Origin of the sequence: Micromonospora globbae (assembly GCF_003610785.1) — a bacterium.
GTDB classification, from domain to species: Bacteria; Actinomycetota; Actinomycetes; order Mycobacteriales; family Micromonosporaceae; genus Micromonospora; species Micromonospora globbae.
Window position 1 is genome coordinate 243,093 of the sequence record NZ_RAQQ01000008.1, and the last position, 17,485, is coordinate 260,577.

At 72.6% G+C, this 17,485-nt stretch carries 16 protein-coding genes; 5 read left to right on the plus strand and 11 right to left on the minus strand.

From position 1 onward, the window contains the following. Positions 1-6 precede the first annotated feature (6 nt). Entirely contained in the window at positions 7-957 is a 951-nt protein-coding gene (locus tag D7I43_RS13690) for a TAXI family TRAP transporter solute-binding subunit (protein ID WP_420870202.1), read from the plus strand. Positions 958-990: 33 nt separating this feature from the next. Here D7I43_RS13690 and D7I43_RS13695 read toward each other — a convergent pair whose 3' ends face one another. The 3 genes from D7I43_RS13695 to D7I43_RS13705 form a co-directional block, all read right to left on the minus strand. Beyond that, on the minus strand, positions 991-2,424 hold the full coding sequence (locus tag D7I43_RS13695; protein WP_120328853.1) for a sensor histidine kinase: 1,434 nt from the start codon (positions 2,422-2,424) through the stop codon (positions 991-993). Between the two features lie 9 nt (positions 2,425-2,433). Next, positions 2,434-3,090 carry a response regulator transcription factor gene (locus D7I43_RS13700; RefSeq protein WP_120328854.1) on the minus strand — a complete coding sequence of 219 codons (657 nt, stop codon included), beginning with the start codon at positions 3,088-3,090 and terminating at the stop codon, positions 2,434-2,436. 134 nt (positions 3,091-3,224) lie between these two features. After that, positions 3,225-3,536 (minus strand): hypothetical protein, encoded by a 312-nt coding sequence (locus D7I43_RS13705; RefSeq protein ID WP_120328855.1) that lies wholly within the window; start codon positions 3,534-3,536, stop codon positions 3,225-3,227. A gap of 135 nt (positions 3,537-3,671) precedes the next feature. Between D7I43_RS13705 and D7I43_RS13710 the strand changes: the two genes are divergently transcribed. Together D7I43_RS13710 and D7I43_RS13715 are read left to right on the plus strand one after the other, a co-directional pair. Beyond that, a complete protein-coding gene (locus tag D7I43_RS13710; RefSeq protein ID WP_120328856.1) occupies positions 3,672-4,010 on the plus strand; it encodes a DUF952 domain-containing protein in 339 nt (112 codons plus the stop codon). A 52-nt stretch (positions 4,011-4,062) separates the two neighbouring features. Continuing rightward, complete coding sequence (locus tag D7I43_RS13715) at positions 4,063-4,602, plus strand: acyltransferase (RefSeq protein ID WP_120328857.1); 540 nt, start codon at positions 4,063-4,065, stop codon at positions 4,600-4,602. Between the two features lie 61 nt (positions 4,603-4,663). Here the strand turns inward: D7I43_RS13715 and D7I43_RS13720 are convergent, their stop codons facing one another. The 4 genes from D7I43_RS13720 to D7I43_RS13735 all read right to left on the minus strand — a co-directional run bounded on the left by D7I43_RS13720 (position 4,664) and on the right by D7I43_RS13735 (position 10,942). Next, positions 4,664-6,421 (minus strand): CDP-glycerol glycerophosphotransferase family protein, encoded by a 1,758-nt coding sequence (locus D7I43_RS13720; RefSeq protein WP_192902145.1) that lies wholly within the window; start codon positions 6,419-6,421, stop codon positions 4,664-4,666. A 150-nt stretch (positions 6,422-6,571) separates the two neighbouring features. Continuing rightward, positions 6,572-8,653 (minus strand): DUF6077 domain-containing protein, encoded by a 2,082-nt coding sequence (locus tag D7I43_RS13725; RefSeq protein ID WP_147427248.1) that lies wholly within the window; start codon positions 8,651-8,653, stop codon positions 6,572-6,574. A gap of 226 nt (positions 8,654-8,879) precedes the next feature. Then, positions 8,880-9,845 (minus strand): Gfo/Idh/MocA family protein, encoded by a 966-nt coding sequence (locus D7I43_RS13730; RefSeq protein WP_120328860.1) that lies wholly within the window; start codon positions 9,843-9,845, stop codon positions 8,880-8,882. Then, entirely contained in the window at positions 9,842-10,942 is a 1,101-nt protein-coding gene (locus D7I43_RS13735; RefSeq protein ID WP_120328861.1) for a DegT/DnrJ/EryC1/StrS family aminotransferase, read from the minus strand. Before D7I43_RS13735 ends, D7I43_RS13730 begins: the two co-directional genes overlap by 4 nt. A gap of 231 nt (positions 10,943-11,173) precedes the next feature. On the opposite strand from D7I43_RS13735, the gene D7I43_RS13740 reads away from it, so the two are divergent. Beyond that, entirely contained in the window at positions 11,174-12,316 is a 1,143-nt protein-coding gene (locus tag D7I43_RS13740; RefSeq protein ID WP_240032944.1) for a lysylphosphatidylglycerol synthase domain-containing protein, read from the plus strand. Between the two features lie 75 nt (positions 12,317-12,391). Here D7I43_RS13740 and D7I43_RS13745 read toward each other — a convergent pair whose 3' ends face one another. From D7I43_RS13745 to D7I43_RS13760, 4 genes are read right to left on the minus strand one after another with little or no spacing between them, the layout of a single operon-like run. Beyond that, positions 12,392-13,576, minus strand: a complete 1,185-nt coding sequence (locus D7I43_RS13745) for a glycosyltransferase family 4 protein (protein WP_120328862.1) — start codon at positions 13,574-13,576, stop codon at positions 12,392-12,394. Positions 13,577-13,589: 13 nt separating this feature from the next. Beyond that, positions 13,590-14,057: an acyltransferase gene (locus D7I43_RS13750; protein WP_120328863.1), complete on the minus strand. Its 468-nt coding sequence runs from the start codon at positions 14,055-14,057 to the stop codon at positions 13,590-13,592. After that, a complete protein-coding gene (locus D7I43_RS13755) occupies positions 14,054-14,986 on the minus strand; it encodes an NAD-dependent epimerase/dehydratase family protein (protein ID WP_120328864.1) in 933 nt (310 codons plus the stop codon). The genes D7I43_RS13750 and D7I43_RS13755 overlap by 4 nt, the downstream gene beginning before the upstream one ends. A gap of 29 nt (positions 14,987-15,015) precedes the next feature. Beyond that, positions 15,016-16,155: a DegT/DnrJ/EryC1/StrS family aminotransferase gene (locus tag D7I43_RS13760; protein ID WP_120328865.1), complete on the minus strand. Its 1,140-nt coding sequence runs from the start codon at positions 16,153-16,155 to the stop codon at positions 15,016-15,018. A 118-nt stretch (positions 16,156-16,273) separates the two neighbouring features. On the opposite strand from D7I43_RS13760, the gene lhgO reads away from it, so the two are divergent. Next, the gene (lhgO, locus tag D7I43_RS13765) at positions 16,274-17,470 is read left to right on the plus strand and encodes an L-2-hydroxyglutarate oxidase (RefSeq protein ID WP_120328866.1); all 1,197 of its coding nucleotides are present in this window, start codon (positions 16,274-16,276) and stop codon (positions 17,468-17,470) included. Positions 17,471-17,485: the final 15 nt, after the last annotated feature.

Here is a 17,485-nt window from a genome sequence, read left to right on the forward strand (position 1 = left end):
CGCAGAGTGCTGCCCGTGACTCGTACCTGGCCCGGGCGCGCCGCCGCGCTGCTGGCGCTGCTGCTGACCGCGACCGTCGGCCTCGCCGGTTGCCGCGACACGCCCGGCGAACCGGTGACGATCCGGATCGCGACCGGCAGCCCGACGGCCGTCTACCACGCGTTCGGGGAGTCGCTGGCCGCCATCCTGAACCGCGAGCTGCCCGGCGTGCGGGCGAGCGTGGTGGTCACCGCCGCCTCGGCGGAGAACGTCCGGCTCGTCGCCTCCGGCGAGGCCGAGCTCGGCTTCACCCAGGCCGACATCCTGCCGACGGACCCGGGCCCGGATCCCCGGGTGGCCGCGATCGCCCGCGTGTACGACGACCAGCTGCACCTGGTCGCGTCCGGCGGCGGGCCGGTCCGCACGGTGGCCGACCTGCGGGGCCGGCGGGTGTCGGTCGGTGCGGCCGGCTCCGGTACGGAGATCACCGCCAACCGCCTGCTCGACGTGGCCGGGTTGGGCGGCGACGGGGTGCAACGGGCCCGGCTCAACCTCGACGAGTCGGTGGCCGCGCTGCGGTCCGGGCGGATCGACGCCTTCTTCTTCTCCGGCGGGCTGCCGGTGCGGGCCATCGCCGACCTCGCCAGCGGCAGCCCCACCCGGGTCCTCGACCTCGGCGACCTGATCGAGCCGCTGCGGGAACGCTACGGGGAGGTCTACGTCTCCCGGGACATCCCACGGTCGGTGTACGGGGTGGACCCGGTCACCACGGTCGCCGACCCGAACTTCCTCGTCGTCCGCGCGGACCTGCCGGAGCCGCTGGTACGGAACGTGACCCGGCTGCTCATGGAACGCCGGTCCGAACTGGCCGCGGCGCACCCGGCGGCCGGACGGATGAGCCCCCGGTCGGCGATCAACACCTCGCTGCTGCCGCTGCACCCGGGCGCGGTGGCCTGGTACCGCTCCGCGAAACCCTGACCGGCGTGGCCGTCCCGCCCCGCCGCGGGAGCGTCAGCCCGCGGCGGCGGGCAGCCCCTGCGGCGCCGCGTCCGCCGCGGCGCCCTCCGGTGGCCCGCCCTCGGGGCCCGGGAACCAGAGGCCGGCGACCAGACCCCGCGGCTCGCCGGTCCGCATGGTGAGCCGCCCGTCGGACGCGTCGACCAGCACGGCGACGATGGTCAGGCCCAGCCCCGCGCCGTCCATGTTCTGCACGTCCGGCGCCCGCCAGAACCGCTCGGTGGCCTGACCGAGCTGGCTCTCCGTCATCCCCGGACCGGTGTCCCGCACCTCCAGCGCCACTCCCCCGTCGCGGACCGCCACGGTCACCGTCACCTCACCGCCGGCCCCGCTGAACTTCACGGCGTTGTCGATGAGGGCGTCGAGGGCCTGGTCCACGGCGGTCGGCACCGTCCGGGCGTACGCCGGCCCGCCGGGCGCCACCAGACCGAGCGTGATCGACCGGTGCCGGGCCAGCGGCTGCCAGGCAGCCACCCGGGAGGCGGCCACCTCCGCCGCGTCGACGACGACCCGCTCGTTCTCCTGGCGCTCGGCGCGGGCGAGCGTGAGCAGCGCGTCGAGCAGCAACGCCAGCCGGTCGGTCTCCTCCAGCGCCAACCGGTGCTCGGCACGCCCCTCCGGGTCGGTGAGGCTCGGCCCCAGCTCCTCCACCCGCAGCCGCAGGGCGGTCAGCGGGTTGCGCAACTGGTGACTGGCGTGGGCCACGAAGGCGCGCTGGCGGTCCATCACGTCCGACACCGCGTCGGCCATCGTGTTGAAGCTCGCCACCAGCCGGCGCAGCTCCGGCGGGCCGAGATGGTGCTGCACCCGGGCGCTCCGGTCCCCCTCGGTGATCTCGTGGGTGACCGCGTCCAGCTCGAAGACGGGGCGCAGCACCCAGCCGGCCAGCCCGAACGCGGTGAGGACGCAGGCCAGTACGGCGAGCAGGCCGATGCCGGCGAGCAGCAGCCACCACGCGGTGACGGCGCGGCGCACCGAGGCCACGGGGCTGACCGTGACGACGGCCCCGAGCACCTCGCCACCGTCGTTGATCGGTACGGCGACCACCACCGGCCCGTCCACCCAGGGCCAGACCGACTCCGGGCCGCTGACCTGCTGCCCGGCGAGGGCGGCCTCCAACGCCGTGGCGGTGCCGGCGGCGGGCCGCCAGCTCGCCGAGGCCACCACGTCCCCGCGGTCGCGGTCCACCACGGCCGCCCCGATGCGGTACAGCTCGTCGTAGCTGCGCAGCTCACTCTCCAGCGGGCCGGTGCTGCCGCCGCGGAGCGCGGGCCCGGCCAGGGACGCGAACCGGGTGGCGTCGGCGAGCCGGTCGGCGCGTACCCGGTCGGTCTCCCGGGTGGCCAGGGTGATGGCCAGCGGGGTCTCCAGGGCGATGAGGACCAGCACCATCAGCAGCAGGTAGCTGATCACCAGCCGACGACGCACCCAGGCACCTCACTCGCACCGCAGGCGGTAGCCGATCCCGCGTACCGTCTCGACGAGCCGCGCGTCGCCGAGCTTGCCGCGCAGCGACCCCACGTGCACCTCGACGGTGTGCCGGTCCGTCCAGGTGGTGCCCCAGGCGTCGAGCAGGATGCGGTCGCGGGGCACCGCCACGCCGGGCTGGCGGGCCAGCGAGAGCAGGACGTCGAACTCCTTGCGGGTGAGCGTCACCTCCCGGCCGTCGACGGTCACGGTGCGTGCCGCCACGTCGATGCGGACGGCGCCGGCCTCGATGAGGTTCCGCTCGGGCACCGCCTGCGCCGTGCGGCGCAGCACCGCCTCGATCCGGGCCTGCAGCTCCACCATCGAGAACGGCTTCACCACGTAGTCGTCGGCGCCGAGCCGCAGCCCGAGCACCCGATCGCGCTCCTCACCCCGGGCGGTGACCGCGATAATCCCCAGCTGGCTGCTGCGCCGGCGCAGCTCCCGGCACAGGTCGGTGCCGTCGCCGTCGGGCAGGGTGAGATCGAGCAGCACCAGGTCGCACGGCGCGGCGGAGAGCGCGGCGGCGACCGTGGCCGCGTGCTCGACCTCGTATCCGCGTCGGGTGAGCGCGGACGACAGGGCGGCGGCCACCCGACGGTCGTCCTCGACCAGCAGGATGCGCACCGGTGCCCCCCATCCCTCGAACGATCGTCCGGGGGAATCGTGGCAGACGCCGGTCGCGGGCGGGAGAGCCGACCCGGCAGCCCACCTGGACCGCGCGGCCCCCTCCGGCGGGGCGGGCGGCGCCTCGGCCGGGGTCAGAGGCCGAAGACGTCGTCCGAGACGGCGTCGCGCACCCCGTCGACGAAGCCGCGGAAGCCCGGGTCGTGGTGGCTGGCCGGGACACTCGTGACGTTCTCCCCGGTGGCCTGGGTGACCGCGTCGAGCAGGGGCGGGTAGTCCAGCTCCGCGTCGCCGCGCGTGTCGTCGTCCGCCTCGGCCAGGTTGATCACGTACTGCACGTCGTCGGAGGGGGTGTCGGGATCCTCGGCCCACTCGCCGCCGGCCTGGTAGCACTCGTCGTACAGCGCCCGCTGGCTGTCGGTCCAGTCGTCGTCGTAGTCCCGCATCGCCCATCCCTCCGCGACGGCTCCACCCTCCGAGCATGCCGGCCCGGGACGCGGGACCGGGCCGGTACCGGCGAAACCGCGGGGCACCCGCACGGGTGACGCGCTCGCGGGGGCCGGCGCGCGTACGCTGCACAGGTGATCTACAAACTGCTGCCGACGACCGAGTGGGACGACGCCCGGGCCGCCGGGCAGTTCACCGGCACGGCGGTGGACCACCAGGACGGGTTCATCCACTTCTCCGCCACCGACCAGGTGGTGGAGACGGCCCGCCGGCACTTCGCCGGGGCCACCGGGCTCACCCTGCTCACCGTGGATCCGGCCCGCCTCGGTGACCGGCTGCGCTGGGAGCCCTCGCGCGGCGGCGCGCTCTTCCCCCACCTGTACGGCCCGCTGCCGGTGGCCGCCGTGGTGGCGGCGCAGGCGCTGCCCGCGGACGTGCCCGCCCCCGACGCGGTGGCGGCGCTGCTCGGTTGAGGGCTCGCTATGCTACGCCGAGCCCGCGCCCTGCGATCGATGCGAGTTGAGGATGACTGACAACACTTCCCCGTCCCCCAGCGTCTTCGTTCACCCCACGGCGGACGTCGAGGAGGGTGCCCAGGTCGGTGAGGGCACCAAGGTCTGGCACCTGGCCCACGTCCGGTCGTCGGCGCGGGTGGGCGCCGGCTGCGTCATCGGGCGCAACGTGTACGTCGACGCCAACGTGACCGTCGGCGACCGCGTCAAGATCCAGAACAACGTCTCGGTCTACCAGGGCGTGACCCTGGAGGACGAGGTGTTCGTGGGCCCCAGCGCCGTCTTCACCAACGACTTCCGACCGCGGGCGCAGAACCCCGACTGGACGATCACGCCGACCGTGGTGCGGCGCGGCGCCTCGATCGGCGCGAACGCCACCCTGGTCTGCGGGATCGAGGTCGGCGAGTACGCCATGATCGCGGCCGGTTCGGTGGTGACCCGGGACGTGGCGCCGTACCAGCTGGTGGCCGGCAACCCGGCCCGGCCGAAGGGCTGGGTCGACGAGAAGGGCGAGGTCATCTCGCGGGACGTGGCGAACCCGCCGCAGCGGTAGGCCCGCGCGACGACGAACGGCGGTGGACGGATCCCTCCGTCCACCGCCGTCTCGTACGGATTCAGCCGCAGAGCCGGCCGATCTCCTCCTGGAAACGGTCCATCGGGTTCGCGTCGGCCGGGCCCAGCAGGTAGGTCTTCAACTCCCGGCGCGCCTCGGTCATCGGATCGTCGCCGGCGCGGGTCACGGCCACGATCTTCTCGAGCTCGCCGCAGTCCGGAGACAGCAGGTACGCCGCCCGCGAGGTCGGGTACTGCCGGCGGAAGTCGTCCTCCGGCAGGCCACCGGGGTTCGCCACCACGTACGGCCGCTCGCTCTGGACGAAGTCCGAGACCACGCTGGACACGTCGCTGATCAGCAGGTCCGTCTGGTTGAAGCAGTCGAACAGCGCGGGGGTCCGGCCGGTGACCACCAGGTGGTGGGTCCCGTCGAGCGACCTCGCGTCGGTGTCGCCACCGGCCGCCCCGACCATGTCCACCACCCGGTCGTGCGCCGCCTTCGCCTGCTTCGACCGCGAGCCGGTCAACGGGTGCGGCTTGTAGATGAGCCGTACCCCGGGATGGACGGCCAGCAGCCCCTTGACGATTCGCGGGCCCATGAGGACCAGCGAGGTGTGGTAGGGATCGTCGTCCAGCCAACCCTCCCAGGTGGGCGCGTAGAGCACGGTGAACGGCCGGTCGACCGACTCCGCACCGAAGGTGTGCACGCCGGCGAGCTGCGGGCGTCCGATCTCGACGATGTCGGCGTCGAGCACGCCCACACCGGCACGGGCGTACCGCTCCCGGCCGGCGCGACCGGCGACCCACACCTCGTCGTACACCTTGCTGTAGGGGTTGACGCTCGCGGCCTTGTCGCTGTCGCCGTGGCCGACGAAGACGTGCTTCATGCCCGGCTCGCGGAGCATGTGGATGTTCGCGCCGACGTTCGCGGCGTAGAGCGCGGCACGGATGCTGCCGAACTCCAGGTTCATGAAGTCCACACTGGCCGGTACGCAGATCACCGGAAGGCGGGTGTCGGCGAGTTCGAGGAAGGCCTCCCGGCTCCGCATCAGCACCACCGACCGCTGGCGGAGCGCCTCCGTCGGAGCGAGCCACATGTTGGCCTGGTAGACGTCCTTGGCCGGGCCAGCGAAGTAGAGCGCCACCTCGGGGCGGTACGCGTCCAACCAGCGCTGCACAGCGGGCATCAGCGGCCCCGGCCCGCTACCGCGCCCGCGCAGCCAGGTGACGGCGACGATGGCGCCGACCACCGCCGCGACGGCAACCGCCGCGAGACCCGCGACGACGACCGGGGTCGCCGAGTCCAGTGTCGCCGCCACCACCGCGGCGGGCGCCAGCGCGATGTTGACGAGGGCCAGTTGCTCCCCGGCGAGCCACGCCGCCCAGCGCGGCGGGCGGGGAGCGAAGGTGATCGGCCCGAGGTCGATGTTGCGCACCAGCGCCGAGACGGGGTTGCGCCGCTCGATCATGGTGTTGAGTGCTCCGGCGAAGACCGTGATCACCCAGACCGCGCCCGGCAGCAGCAGGATGAGGCTCAGCTCACCCGCGCTCGGCCGGACCGTGGCCACGACCAGCAGGACGGTGGCGAGGTCACGCGCCAACTGCCGGTAGTCGCCACGCAGGCCAACCTTCTTCAAGAGGACGTGCGTGGCGGGCGACCAGCGGGCAATCGCGTACTCGCCGGCGAGCACGGCCACCCCGGCGACGGCGAAGACGGCGGCCCAGCCGAGCGCACCGGCGGCGAGCAGCACCAGGTAGCCCAGCAGCAGCAGCGCGCCACGGGCGGCGACTCCCGCCGGTCCCATCAACTTGCCGAACAAGGAAGACGCTCCCATCGGGTGGGGCCCCGGGCGCAGCCCGGGGTTCTGGGGTCTATCGCACCGCGGCGTCCGGTTTCCGTCAGAACGACCGGCGTCACGGACCTTAACTCCATTCAACACACCCGCGACGGCCGGGTACCGCCGGAGCCGTCAGGCGGCACGGCGGTAGCAGGTCACCGCCCCCGGTGCCTTGCGCGACGCGAACTCCTCCAGGCCCAGCTCAGGGGCCAGGTCGCGGGCCCGCCGGTTGCCGTTGTAGACACAGACGGTGCCGACGTCCAACCGCTGCATCGCCGCGGCCAGCTCCGACACCGGCGCGATCTCGTCGGCGCCGTCGGCGTACGCGGCCAGCTTGAGCCGGTCCTGGGCGAACTGGGAGTTCATGTCGTAGTCGACCAGGTAGCCGTTACGCGCCATGACCACCCGCACCTCGGTCGTGACGATCGGCATGGTGCGCATCAGCGTGGACGGAGCGAGCAGCAGACCCGGTGGACGGTCGTCGAGGTTCCACATCCAGAAGGCAATCTTCTGCCGCTGCTGGGGCAGCTTCCAGGTCGGCCGCTCGTGGACCTCCACGAAGCTGCGCGGGGACCACATCGGCGTCCCGGCTACCGCGAAGACACCCACCAGCACCGCGGCGGTCGCGGCGCCGACCGCCGCGCGCACGCCGGCCACCCGGGTCAGCGGCGGGAGGTCGATCGTGCAGAGCAGGCCGACCAGGGCCGGCAGCGGCAGGAACCAGGGCACCCGCCAGAGCACGGCCGTCAATCCCGACGCCGCACTGAGCGCCTCGAGCACACCCGGGACCAGCAGCACGCTCATCGTGGCGGTCCCGCAGGCCACGAACAGCGCGGGTGTGCCGCGACGGACCAGGAACGGCCCGAACCAGATCGCGAGTCCGCAGATCACCCCGAGGACCCCGATCAGGAGCGTCCGCCGGTAGGTGCCCTCCGCGTCGAAGAACTGGGCGCCGGCGATCACCGAGGTCATCGGGCCCAGGGCGAGCCGGGTGACGATCACCGAACCGATCGGGTACGCCATGACGGCGACACCCGCGACGAGGGCGTCACGCCAGCGGCCGACGAGGAGCATGCCGAGCCCGGCCGCCCCCACCAGGAGCGGCAGGATCATCACCGAGGTCGACGTGAGGCCGGTCGCCACGATCGAGAGCGCGACGATCGCCGCGAGGTCCCGCCGCGAGCGGCTGTCGAACCACCGGGTGAGGTAGACCCACATCAGCGGGACCACCGCCGACACGAACATCCCCTTGCCCTCGTGCAGGCGGGGGAGGTGGAAGGTGCCGAGGGCGGCGTCGTCGCCGCACACGAAGGCGAGGAAGGCGAGCGCGACGACGAACGCCAGCACCGGCCGACGCGGCGCCCAGCGCTGGATGAGCCGCCACAACGACAGCACGGCCAGCACGGCGAGGACCGGAAGCAGCACGTACCAGGTGGCCGAGGCGGCGTGCATGCCGAACACCCGGCCGAGGGCACCGGCCAGCACCTCGATCGACGCGATCGGCGGCTGCGATGACAGCGGCGGGGCGACCTGCTCGGTGAAGAGGAAGTCGCGCAGCGGCACGATGTCCCGCTCGGCCACCCAGACCGACTTGCCCACGTAGAACACGTCGTCCGGAGTGTTGCGGGCGATGAAGAGCGAGGCGACACCGACGAGCCCTGAGACGACCAGGGCGAACGCGGACTGCCAGGTCCCCTGCGCGGGGACGCCGCTGCCGGCGCCCGAGGAGGAGAGCCACGCGCGGCGGGTCAGCAGGACCGCGCCGAGGGCCGCGACCAGCCCGGCGAGCGCCGGAACCCACCAGGAGAGCCCGTCCAGGCCGGCGGTCAGGGCGGCCACCGCACCGGCCGCGACGGTCGGCAGCAGCCAGCGTCGATCCAGCGCCGCCCCTGCCGTGGGGCCGACCGGTCCGTCACCGCCGTCGGCCGACACGGACGCCCGGCGGCGCCGCCAGAGCCGCACCACGACGAGCCCGGCGACGAGCACACAGCAGACCAGCCAGACCAGGAAGGTCACCGACGGCCGGAGATCGAACAGGAATGCCGCGTGGTAGAGCACGGTCCAGAGCGCGAAGGCGTAGACCGCGGCGTCGGTGAGCAGCGCGGGGAGGAGAGCGACGAGCGAGGCGAGCAGCCCCCTCGTCACCCGCTCGCCCTCGCCGGACCGCACCGGCACATCGTTCCGCTCGGGCACGAGGGAATCCACTTTCGGCACGGCACATCCTTGGACTGGGTGACGGACGAGGTGGTGGGACGAGCGCCGGGCGAAGTGCCCCGCGGCTGTCCGGGCGGCAGCCTACCCGACGCTCGGCGTCACCCGTACCGCCGTGGACCGGACGACACCCGACGATCGGCGCCATCGGGCACAGGCGATGCGGGGCGGGCGGAATCGCCCGGCGTCCGGATGTTCCGGACACCAGGCGAAACGCGTCCGTACCCGGTCAGGCGGGCGTGTCCTCGAAGAGCCGGCCGACGGCCCGGTGCGCCGGCAGGATCCGCTGCCGCTCCAGGTCGGCGTCGGCGGTGCCGGCGAGGATGTCGAGGAAGTGGTCGAGCTGGGCGGCCAGCGGCTCGCGGTTCGTGAGCAGCTCCGGCACCTCGATGATGCTCTGCTGCCGGTAGCCGCGGCCGTCCGGCGTGGCGGCGTCCAGGGACACGTGCCGGTAGATGGTCACGTCCTTGCGAATCAGATCGGCCTCGATGAGCCGGTCGACCTCGCTGATCACCAGCGTCCGCACCTTGCGCTGACCGATGCGGCTCGCGGAGACGTTCGCCACGGCGCCGTTGCCGAAGCTCAGCAACGTCTCGGCCACGTCCTCCGCCTCGGCCAACGAGTCCGGGTGGAAGTGGCCGAGCGTCCCCCGCACCGCCGCCGGCTCCTCGCCGCCGAACGCCTGGATCGCCAGGTCGACGTCGTGGATGAGCAGGTCCCACGCGACGCCGGTGCGGATCCGCGGCGCGTACGGCGAGTGCCGGGTGGCGGTCAGGTGCACCGGGCGGTCGATCAGGGCGAGAGCCGTCAGCACGGCCGGGTTGAACCGCTCCAGCAGACCGCAGAGCAGCGGCAGGCCGGCCTTCTCGGCGGTGGCGACGATGTCCTCGGTCTCGGCGAGGCTGCCGCAGACCGGCTTCTCGATGAGCAGCGGCTTGTCGGCGGCGAGGACCTGGTGGGCGAGACCGTGGTGGAACTCGGTGGGCGCCGCGATCACCACGGCGTCGACGTCGGAGAGGTCGTCGACGTTCGGCGCCCAGCTGGCGCCGTACCGCTCCGCCATCTGCTCGCCGACCGGCCGTCGGGGCTCGATCACGCGGGCCAGCTCGGCCCGCTCGGACTGGGCGATCACACGGGCGTGCAGGGAGCCCATCACCCCGGTGCCGACCAGGGCGAAACGCAGCTTCGCGGTCACGCGCCCACCGCCGCGCGGACGGCCTCGACGATCTGGTCGAGCTCGCTGTCGGTCAGGTGGTGGTGCACCGGCAGGGAGACGCACTGCCGCACCACCCGCTCGGTCACCGGAGCCGGGTCGGCCACGACGCGCGGGTGGTCGCGGTAGCAGTCGTAGTCGTAGACCGTCTTCGGGTAGTAGATGCCGCAGCCCACGCCCCGCTCGGTCAGCCGGGCGATCACCTCGTCCCGGGTCACCGGGGCCTCGTCCGTGACGAGCACCGTGTACTGGTGCCAGACGTGCGACCGGCCCGGCAGCTCGGTCGGCAGGCGCAGCCCGGGCACGTCGGCGAGGCCGGCGGAGAGCCGGGCCGCGTTGTCCTTGCGGCGCTTCACGTTCTCGCCGTACGCGGCGATCTGCGGAATGCCGAGCGCGGCCTGCAGGTCGGTGAGGCGATAGTTGTGGCCGGCCACCTCGTACTGGTAGCGCTGGCGCATGCCCTGGTTGCGCAGCACCCGCAGCCGGTCGGCGAGGGTCGCGTCGTTGGTGGTGATCATGCCGCCCTCACCGGTGGTGAGGTTCTTGGTGGCGTACAGCGAGAAGGTGCCGAGGCCGAAGCTGCCGGCGCCGCGCCCGGAGATCGTCGCGCCGAGTGACTGCGCGGTGTCCTCCACGAGGCCGAGCCCGTGCCGCTCGGCGAGGGGGGCGATGCTGTCCATGTCGGCGGGCTGGCCGTACAGGTGGACCGGCATCAGCACCTTGGTACGCGGGCCGATCGCGGCGGCCAGCGCCTCGGGGTCGACGCAGAAGTCGTCCTCGCGGATGTCGGCGAACCGTGCGGTGGCACCCGCCTCGAGGATCGCGTTCAGCGTGGCGACGAAGGTGAACGGGCTGGTCACGACCTCGTCGCCGGGCTGAAGGTCGAGCACCTGGAGGGCGGCCACGAGGGCCGTGGTGCCGTTGTTGACCGCGACCGCGTGCTCGACGCCGACCAGATCGGCGAACTCGCGCTCCAGCCGGGCCACCATCGGCCCCTGCGCGATGACGCCCGAGCGGATCACCTCCACCGCCAGTCTCTCGGCCGCCTCGTCCAGCTTGACGACGGAAATCGGGATCACAACAGCTCTCCTTGGGGTATGGGGCAGCGTGCAGACGGTAGCAGCGCGAGCGACGTCCGGCACACCTGGACCACTCTGCCGGGGGCTCCACCGGCGGCCGGGCCCGGGGCGCCACTGGTGGCCGGCGCGCCGGCCGCCCCGTCTCGTGGCGGGCGCCTCTCTGCGCTACTCTCGGCGAATTGTGCAGGCGACCCCCGGGCGTCTCGGGGCGAGGCAAGGGACAGGACGGCCGTGGCAGAGACCGCGACGCAGGTCGAGACGGTAACCGCATCGCCCACCGGGGCAGGCGCCACGAAGGGTCGCTCCCGATGGCTCTCGCTGGGCGTCCGCGTCGTGGTGGTCGTGGCGATCGCCGCCGGCATGGTCTGGAGCGTGGTCAGCCAGTGGCCGCAGGTACGCGAGACCTGGCTGGGCCTCGCCTGGCCGTCCGTGGTACTGGCCGTGCTCGCCGTGCTCGCCGGCATGTTCGCCAACTCGATGGCCTGGCGGGCCGCGGCGGAGGACCTCGAGCACCGCGTCTCCGTGACGGCCGCCCTGCGGATCTGCATGGTGGGCCAGCTCGGCAAGTACATCCCGGGCAGCGTCTGGGCGTACGTGCTGCAGATGGAGCTGGGCCGGCGGGCCGGCCTGCCGCGGGCCCGGGCGTTCCTGGCCACCCTGGTCGCGCTCGGTCTGGGTGTCGTGGCGGCGCTCGGCGTCGGGCTGCTCAGCCTGCCCTCACTGCTCGACGCCACCGCCGACTCCGGCGCCGAGTACGCCGAGCCGGTCCGGGTCGCGCTCTACATCGTCGCGGTCCTGTTCCCGATCGCGTTGATCTGCGCCGTTCCGCCCGTGCTGACCCGGCTCATCCAGATCGCGCTGAAGGTTCTGCGCCGCGCTCCGCTGCAGCATCAGCTCACCCTCCCCGGCGTGCTGCGGGTGGTGGGCTGGAGCGCGCTCGGCTACGCGCTCTTCGGCGTGCACCTGTGGCTGCTGGCCAACGCCCAGGCCGCACCGGGTTTCGGCGGTCTGCTGCGCAGCATCGGGTCGTTCGCCATCGCGATGACCGTGGGCATGTTCGCGTTCCTCTCCCCCTCCGGTCTCGGCGTCCGCGAGGCGGTGCTGGTGGCGACCATGGCCCCCTTCCTCACCGGGGCCGGCGGGATCGGCGCGGCCACCGGCATCGCGCTCGCCTCGCGACTGATCTTCACGGTGGCCGACCTGCTCGCCGCGGGCATCGCCACGCTGTCCAGTGTGCGGCAGCTGCGCAGGACCACCGGGACACGGGCGGTTCCGGCCGCCGGGGACGAGCCGGGCTCGGCGACGGCCGGTGCGGAGCTTCCGTCGCCGCGGTCGGGTGCCGACGCGCCGGCCGCCCCGCTGTCCGCCCCCTGAGCCGCCTCCGGCACCGAACGTCGAACGGCGCTGCCTCCCGACCCGGGTCGGGAGGCAGCGCCGTCTCGTGTCACGTCAGCGGCGGGACGCCGCCATCTCGGTGAGCACCTCCAGGTGCCGCTGGAGCACCCGGTCCAGGCTGAACCGTTCCCGGATGAGGGCCTGACCGTTGAGGCCGATCTGCTTGGCGAGGCCGGGTTCGGTGAGGGCGGAGATCAGGCGCTTGGCCAACCCCGCGACGTCGCCCGGCTGGCTGAGCAGGACGTTCTCGCCGTCGCGCAGCGCGATCCCGGGGAAGTTGTCGGCTCGCGCCGGCGCGACGACCGGCACGCCGGCGGCCATCGCCTCGAGGGTCGCGGTGCCCAGGCCCAGCCCCTGCTCGTGCGACTCGACGGTGGCGGCGGCGAGGTAGTCCGGAATCTCGCTCTTGGCCACCTTGCCGGCGGCGATGACGGCGTGCTCGACGCCGAGGGACCGCGCCCGCTCGGCGAACAGGTTGTAGTAGACCTGCCCGCAGATCAGGAGCTTGGCGTCGGGCACGGCGGCCAGCACCTCGGGCAGCGCCTCGACGAGGGCGACCCGGTCCCGCAGCGGGATGACGTGTCCCACCGACAGGATCACCGGGGAGTTCCCCAGTTCGTGGCGGTCGCGGATCCGCTGGCCGTCGCCGCCGAGCACCCAGTCGGGGTCCACGCCCACGGGGATCGGCACCAGTCCCGAGTACGCGCCGTGGTACCGGGACTCGATGTACTCCTGCATGAGCACGTCCATGACCACGAGGCGCGGCTTGGACCGCCACATGAACGGCTTGACCATCGCGGCGTCGAGGCCCCGGAACACCTTCGCGTACCGGGCCCTCGGGTTCTCCAGCCGGGTGTGGATGGACAGCAGGACCGGCACCCCGCGCTTGCGCGCGTACAGCGAGGTCGCCCAGGTCAGGTCGAAGAACTGCCCGTGCTGGTGGATGACGTCCGGCCGGAAGTCGTCGAGCAGCCGGCGCACGCGGCGTAGCAGGCTCGGCCGGCTCGTGAACGAGATGTCGAAGCTCACGGCGAGCCGCGTCTGCGGCAGCATGAACGCCGGCAGCCGCACGATCCGCAGCCCGTCGCGCTCCTCGATCTCGGGGGCGTCCTGATAGGCGGCGGTGAGCACCAGCACCTCGTGGCCCTCGGCGGCGTACCCCCGGGCGAGCGACTCGGACAGGTGCGAGCTGCCTCCCGCGCGCGGCGGGAAGAAGTTGTTGACGACTGCGATACGCACGGGAGGGGATCTCCTAGCTCTCCGCTACGGGCACGAACCGGACATCGCTACCGTCCAGCTCTACTGTGGAGACGACCCGGGCCGGGACCCCCGTCACGACCGTCCCGGGCGGCACGTCTCTGGTCACCACGGCGCCCGCGCCGATGACGGCACCGTCACCGATCGTGACGCCCATCATGATGGTCGCGTTCGCCCCGACGAAGACACGGTCGCCGATCACGACCGGCGCCCGGTCCACCGAACCATAGGCGCGCCCGGACACGCAACGCCGCGCGGTCGAGTGCGTGTAGATCTGCGCCCCGCAGCTGATGTCGCAACCCGCGCCGATCGTCAGTCCGCCGGAACCGTCGATGACGGTGAACGCGCCGATCCACGTCCCGGGGCCGATCACCGGCTCGCCGATGATCCAGGCGTGGGGGTTGTAGGGGTTGGCCGGGAGCCCGTGCGACGACGGACTCCCGGCGTCCGACGGCTGGGTCACGCCACCTCGGTCTTGATCAGGTCGGTCATCCCGTCCTCGACGGCGATGGTCGGCTCCCAGCCGAGGACCTCACGGGCCCGGGTGATGTCCGCCGCGCGGCGGCTCACGAGCACCTCGCGCGGGTTGAACTGCGGCTCGACGTCGACGCCGACGGCCTTGATGAGGATCTCGGCCAGGGTGGCGATCGAGGTGTCGATGCCGGTGCCGATGTTGATCGGCACGTTCCCCTGCTCGGCCTCCATCGCCATGACCACGGCACGCGCGATGTCGTGGACGTGGATGAAGTCCATCGACTGCTCGCCCTTGCCGTCGATCACCGGCGGCTCACCGTTCTTCAGCCGCTTCACGAAGTGGTTGATCACGGAGGTGTAGTAGGCGGTCGGCTTCTGGCCCGGGCCGTACACGTTGAAGAAGCGCAGCGCGATCCAGTTCAGGCCCTTGCTGCGCTGGTAGAACCCGAGCAGGTCCTCACCGGCGCGCTTCGAGATGCAGTACGGCGTCAACGGGTCGAGCCGGTCGTCCTCGTGCATCGGCAGCTTCTTCGGGTCGCCGTACACCGAGGCCGACGACGCGAACACCAGTCGCTTGACGCCGTGGTCGGCGGCGGCGGCGAACACGTTGTGGTTGCCGACCATGTTGATGTCGATCGACTCGTACGGGTCCGCCTGGCTCTTGTTGATCGAGACCGCCGCGAGGTGGATGACGTACTCGCAGCCCTTCATGGCCGCGTGGACGGCGCCGCCGTAGCGGACGTCCTGGTCGATCAGTTCCACGTCACCGGTCGCCACGAGCTCGTTGATCCGATCCCGGTCACCGCGGAACATGTTGTCGAAGATGCGGACCTTGTAGCCCTTCTCCAACAGCATCGGCACCACGTGCAGGCCGATGAAGCCGGCACCTCCGGTGATGAAGACGGTCTGCTTCGACATGGCGGGAGCCTGTCCTTCCTGTGGGGGGATCAGCGGCCGGTGGCCGCGGAGTCGACGACGTCGATCAGCGTGCTGGCCACGGTCTCGACCTGCTCGTCGGTGAGGTTGGCGTGCATGGGGATGGCCAGGTGCCGGGCGAACAGGTCCGCCGAGACCGGGCACGGCGTGGTCTGGCCGTAGAGCGGCTGGAGGTGCGAAGCGTACGTGCCGAAGGTGCACTGCACGCCCCGCTGGCGCAGCGCCATGGCGACGGCGCCCCGGTCGAGCGACGGGGCGAGCGTCACGACGTACGACTGCCAGGGGTGCTCGCGGTCGGGCGCCTCGTACGGCGTGGTGATCAGCTCGTGGTCCTTGAGCAGCTCGCCGTAGCGGGCGGCGATACGGCGCTTCGTGGACAGCAGCTCGGGCAGCCGGTCGAGCTGAGCCAGCATGATCGCTGCCGAGATGTCGGAGAGCCGGTAGTTGTAGCCCAGCTCGGTGAAGCTCGGGATCGGCAGGTGCGACAGCTCGGCGCGGGTCAGCGCACCCTCGACGCCGTACGTGTGCAGCTTGCGGGCGTGCGCCGCGAGGTCCTCACGGTCCGTGACGTAGGCCCCACCCTCGCCCGCGGTGATGCCCTTCCGGCCGTGGAAGCTGAACGTCGCGACGTCGGCGAGGCTGCCCGCCGGGCGGCCCTTGTAGGTGGCGCCGGCCGAGCAGGCGGCGTCCTCCACCAGGAAGAGGCCGTGCTTGTCAGCGATCGCCCGCAGCTCGTCGTAGTCGGCGGGCTGCCCGAAGGCGTCCACCGCGATGATGCCGACGGTCCGCGGGGTGATGGCGGCCTCGACGGCCGCCGGGTCGACCGTCCAGGTGTCCGGGCGCACGTCGGCGAAGACCGGCGTCGCGCCGGCCCACATCACCGAGTGGCCGGTGGCCGGGAAGGTGTAGTCGGCGACCACCACCTCGTCCCCGGGCTTGACACCGAGCGTGAGAAGCGCCAGGTGCAGGGCGGAGCCGCAGTTGCTCGTGGCGAGGGCGTGGCGGGTGCCGGTGGCGGCGGCGAAACGCTCCTCGAAACGCCGACAGGTGGGACCGGCACCGGCGAGCCAGCCGGAGGCGAACACCTCGGCGATGGCCGCGAGTTCCGGCTCCCCGACCGTGGGTTGACCGAGCGCGATGACCTCAGACAATGTGACTCCCCGAGAGATGGACCCGGAGCAGTCTAGGGCACCCTCCGCGATGGTGCCTCGGTCGGGCGCGCGGGTGACTTGGCTACGATCGGTCGCGGCGTCGGGCAGGGGAGACGGAATGACCAGGTTTGTGGTGGTCGGCGGGGGTATCGTCGGGCTCGCGGTGGCGCACCGACTGGTCACCGAGCGGCCCGGGGACACGGTGACGGTCCTCGAGAAGGAGGCCGGCTGGGCGGCCCACCAGACCGGCCACAACTCCGGCGTCATCCACGCCGGCGTCTACTACAAGCCGGGCAGTCTGAAGGCCACCCTCTGCAAGGCGGGCAGCGCCTCGATGGTCGAGTTCTGCCGGGAGCACGGGCTGGCGTACGACATCTGCGGCAAGCTGATCGTCGCCACCCACCCCGAGGAACTGCCCCGGCTGCGTGACCTGCACCAGCGCGCCCTGGCCAACGGCTTGCCGGTACGACTGATCGAGGGCGCCGAGGCGGCCGAGTACGAGCCGCACGTCGCCGCCGTCGCCGCGTTGCACGTCGCCTCGACCGGCATCGTGGACTTCGGCGCGGTCTGCCGCAAGCTCGCCGAACTGCTGGCCGCCGCCGGTGCGGACCTGCGCACCGGCACCGCGGTGACCGGGGTGGACACGCGGCCGGAGGGTGTGGTGGTCAGCACGACCGGCGGAGAGGTGGTCGCCGACGTACTGATCAACTGCGCCGGTCTGCACGCCGACCGGATCTCTCGGCTCGCCGGCGTGCCCACGCCGGTGCGGATCGTGCCCTTCCGCGGCGAGTACTACGAGCTGGTCCCCGAGCGGCGCGACCTGGTGCGCGGGCTCATCTACCCGGTGCCGGATCCGCAGTTCCCCTTCCTCGGTGTGCACCTCACCAAGATGATCGACGGCAGCGTGCACGCCGGTCCGAACGCGGTGCTGGCCACCGCCCGGGAGGGTTACTCCTGGGGACGGATCAGCGCACGCGACATCTGGGACGAGCTCACCTACCGGGGGCTGTGGGCGCTGGGCCGGCGGCACTACCGGTACGGCCTCACCGAGGTGGCGCGGTCGCTGTCGAAGAAGCGCTTCGCGGCGAGCCTGGCGCGGCTCGTGCCGGAACTGACCCCGGCGGACATCGTCCGGGCCGGCGCGGGCGTCCGTGCCCAGGCCATCCGGCCCGACGGCGGCCTGGTGGACGACTTCCTGATCGTCGAGGCCGACCGGCAGGTGCACGTGCTCAACGCGCCCTCCCCCGCCGCGACCAGCTCGCTCGAGATCGCGCGCCACATCGTCTCCCGGCTACCGGTCGACGCGCCCCGCTGAGCCACGGGGCTCGGG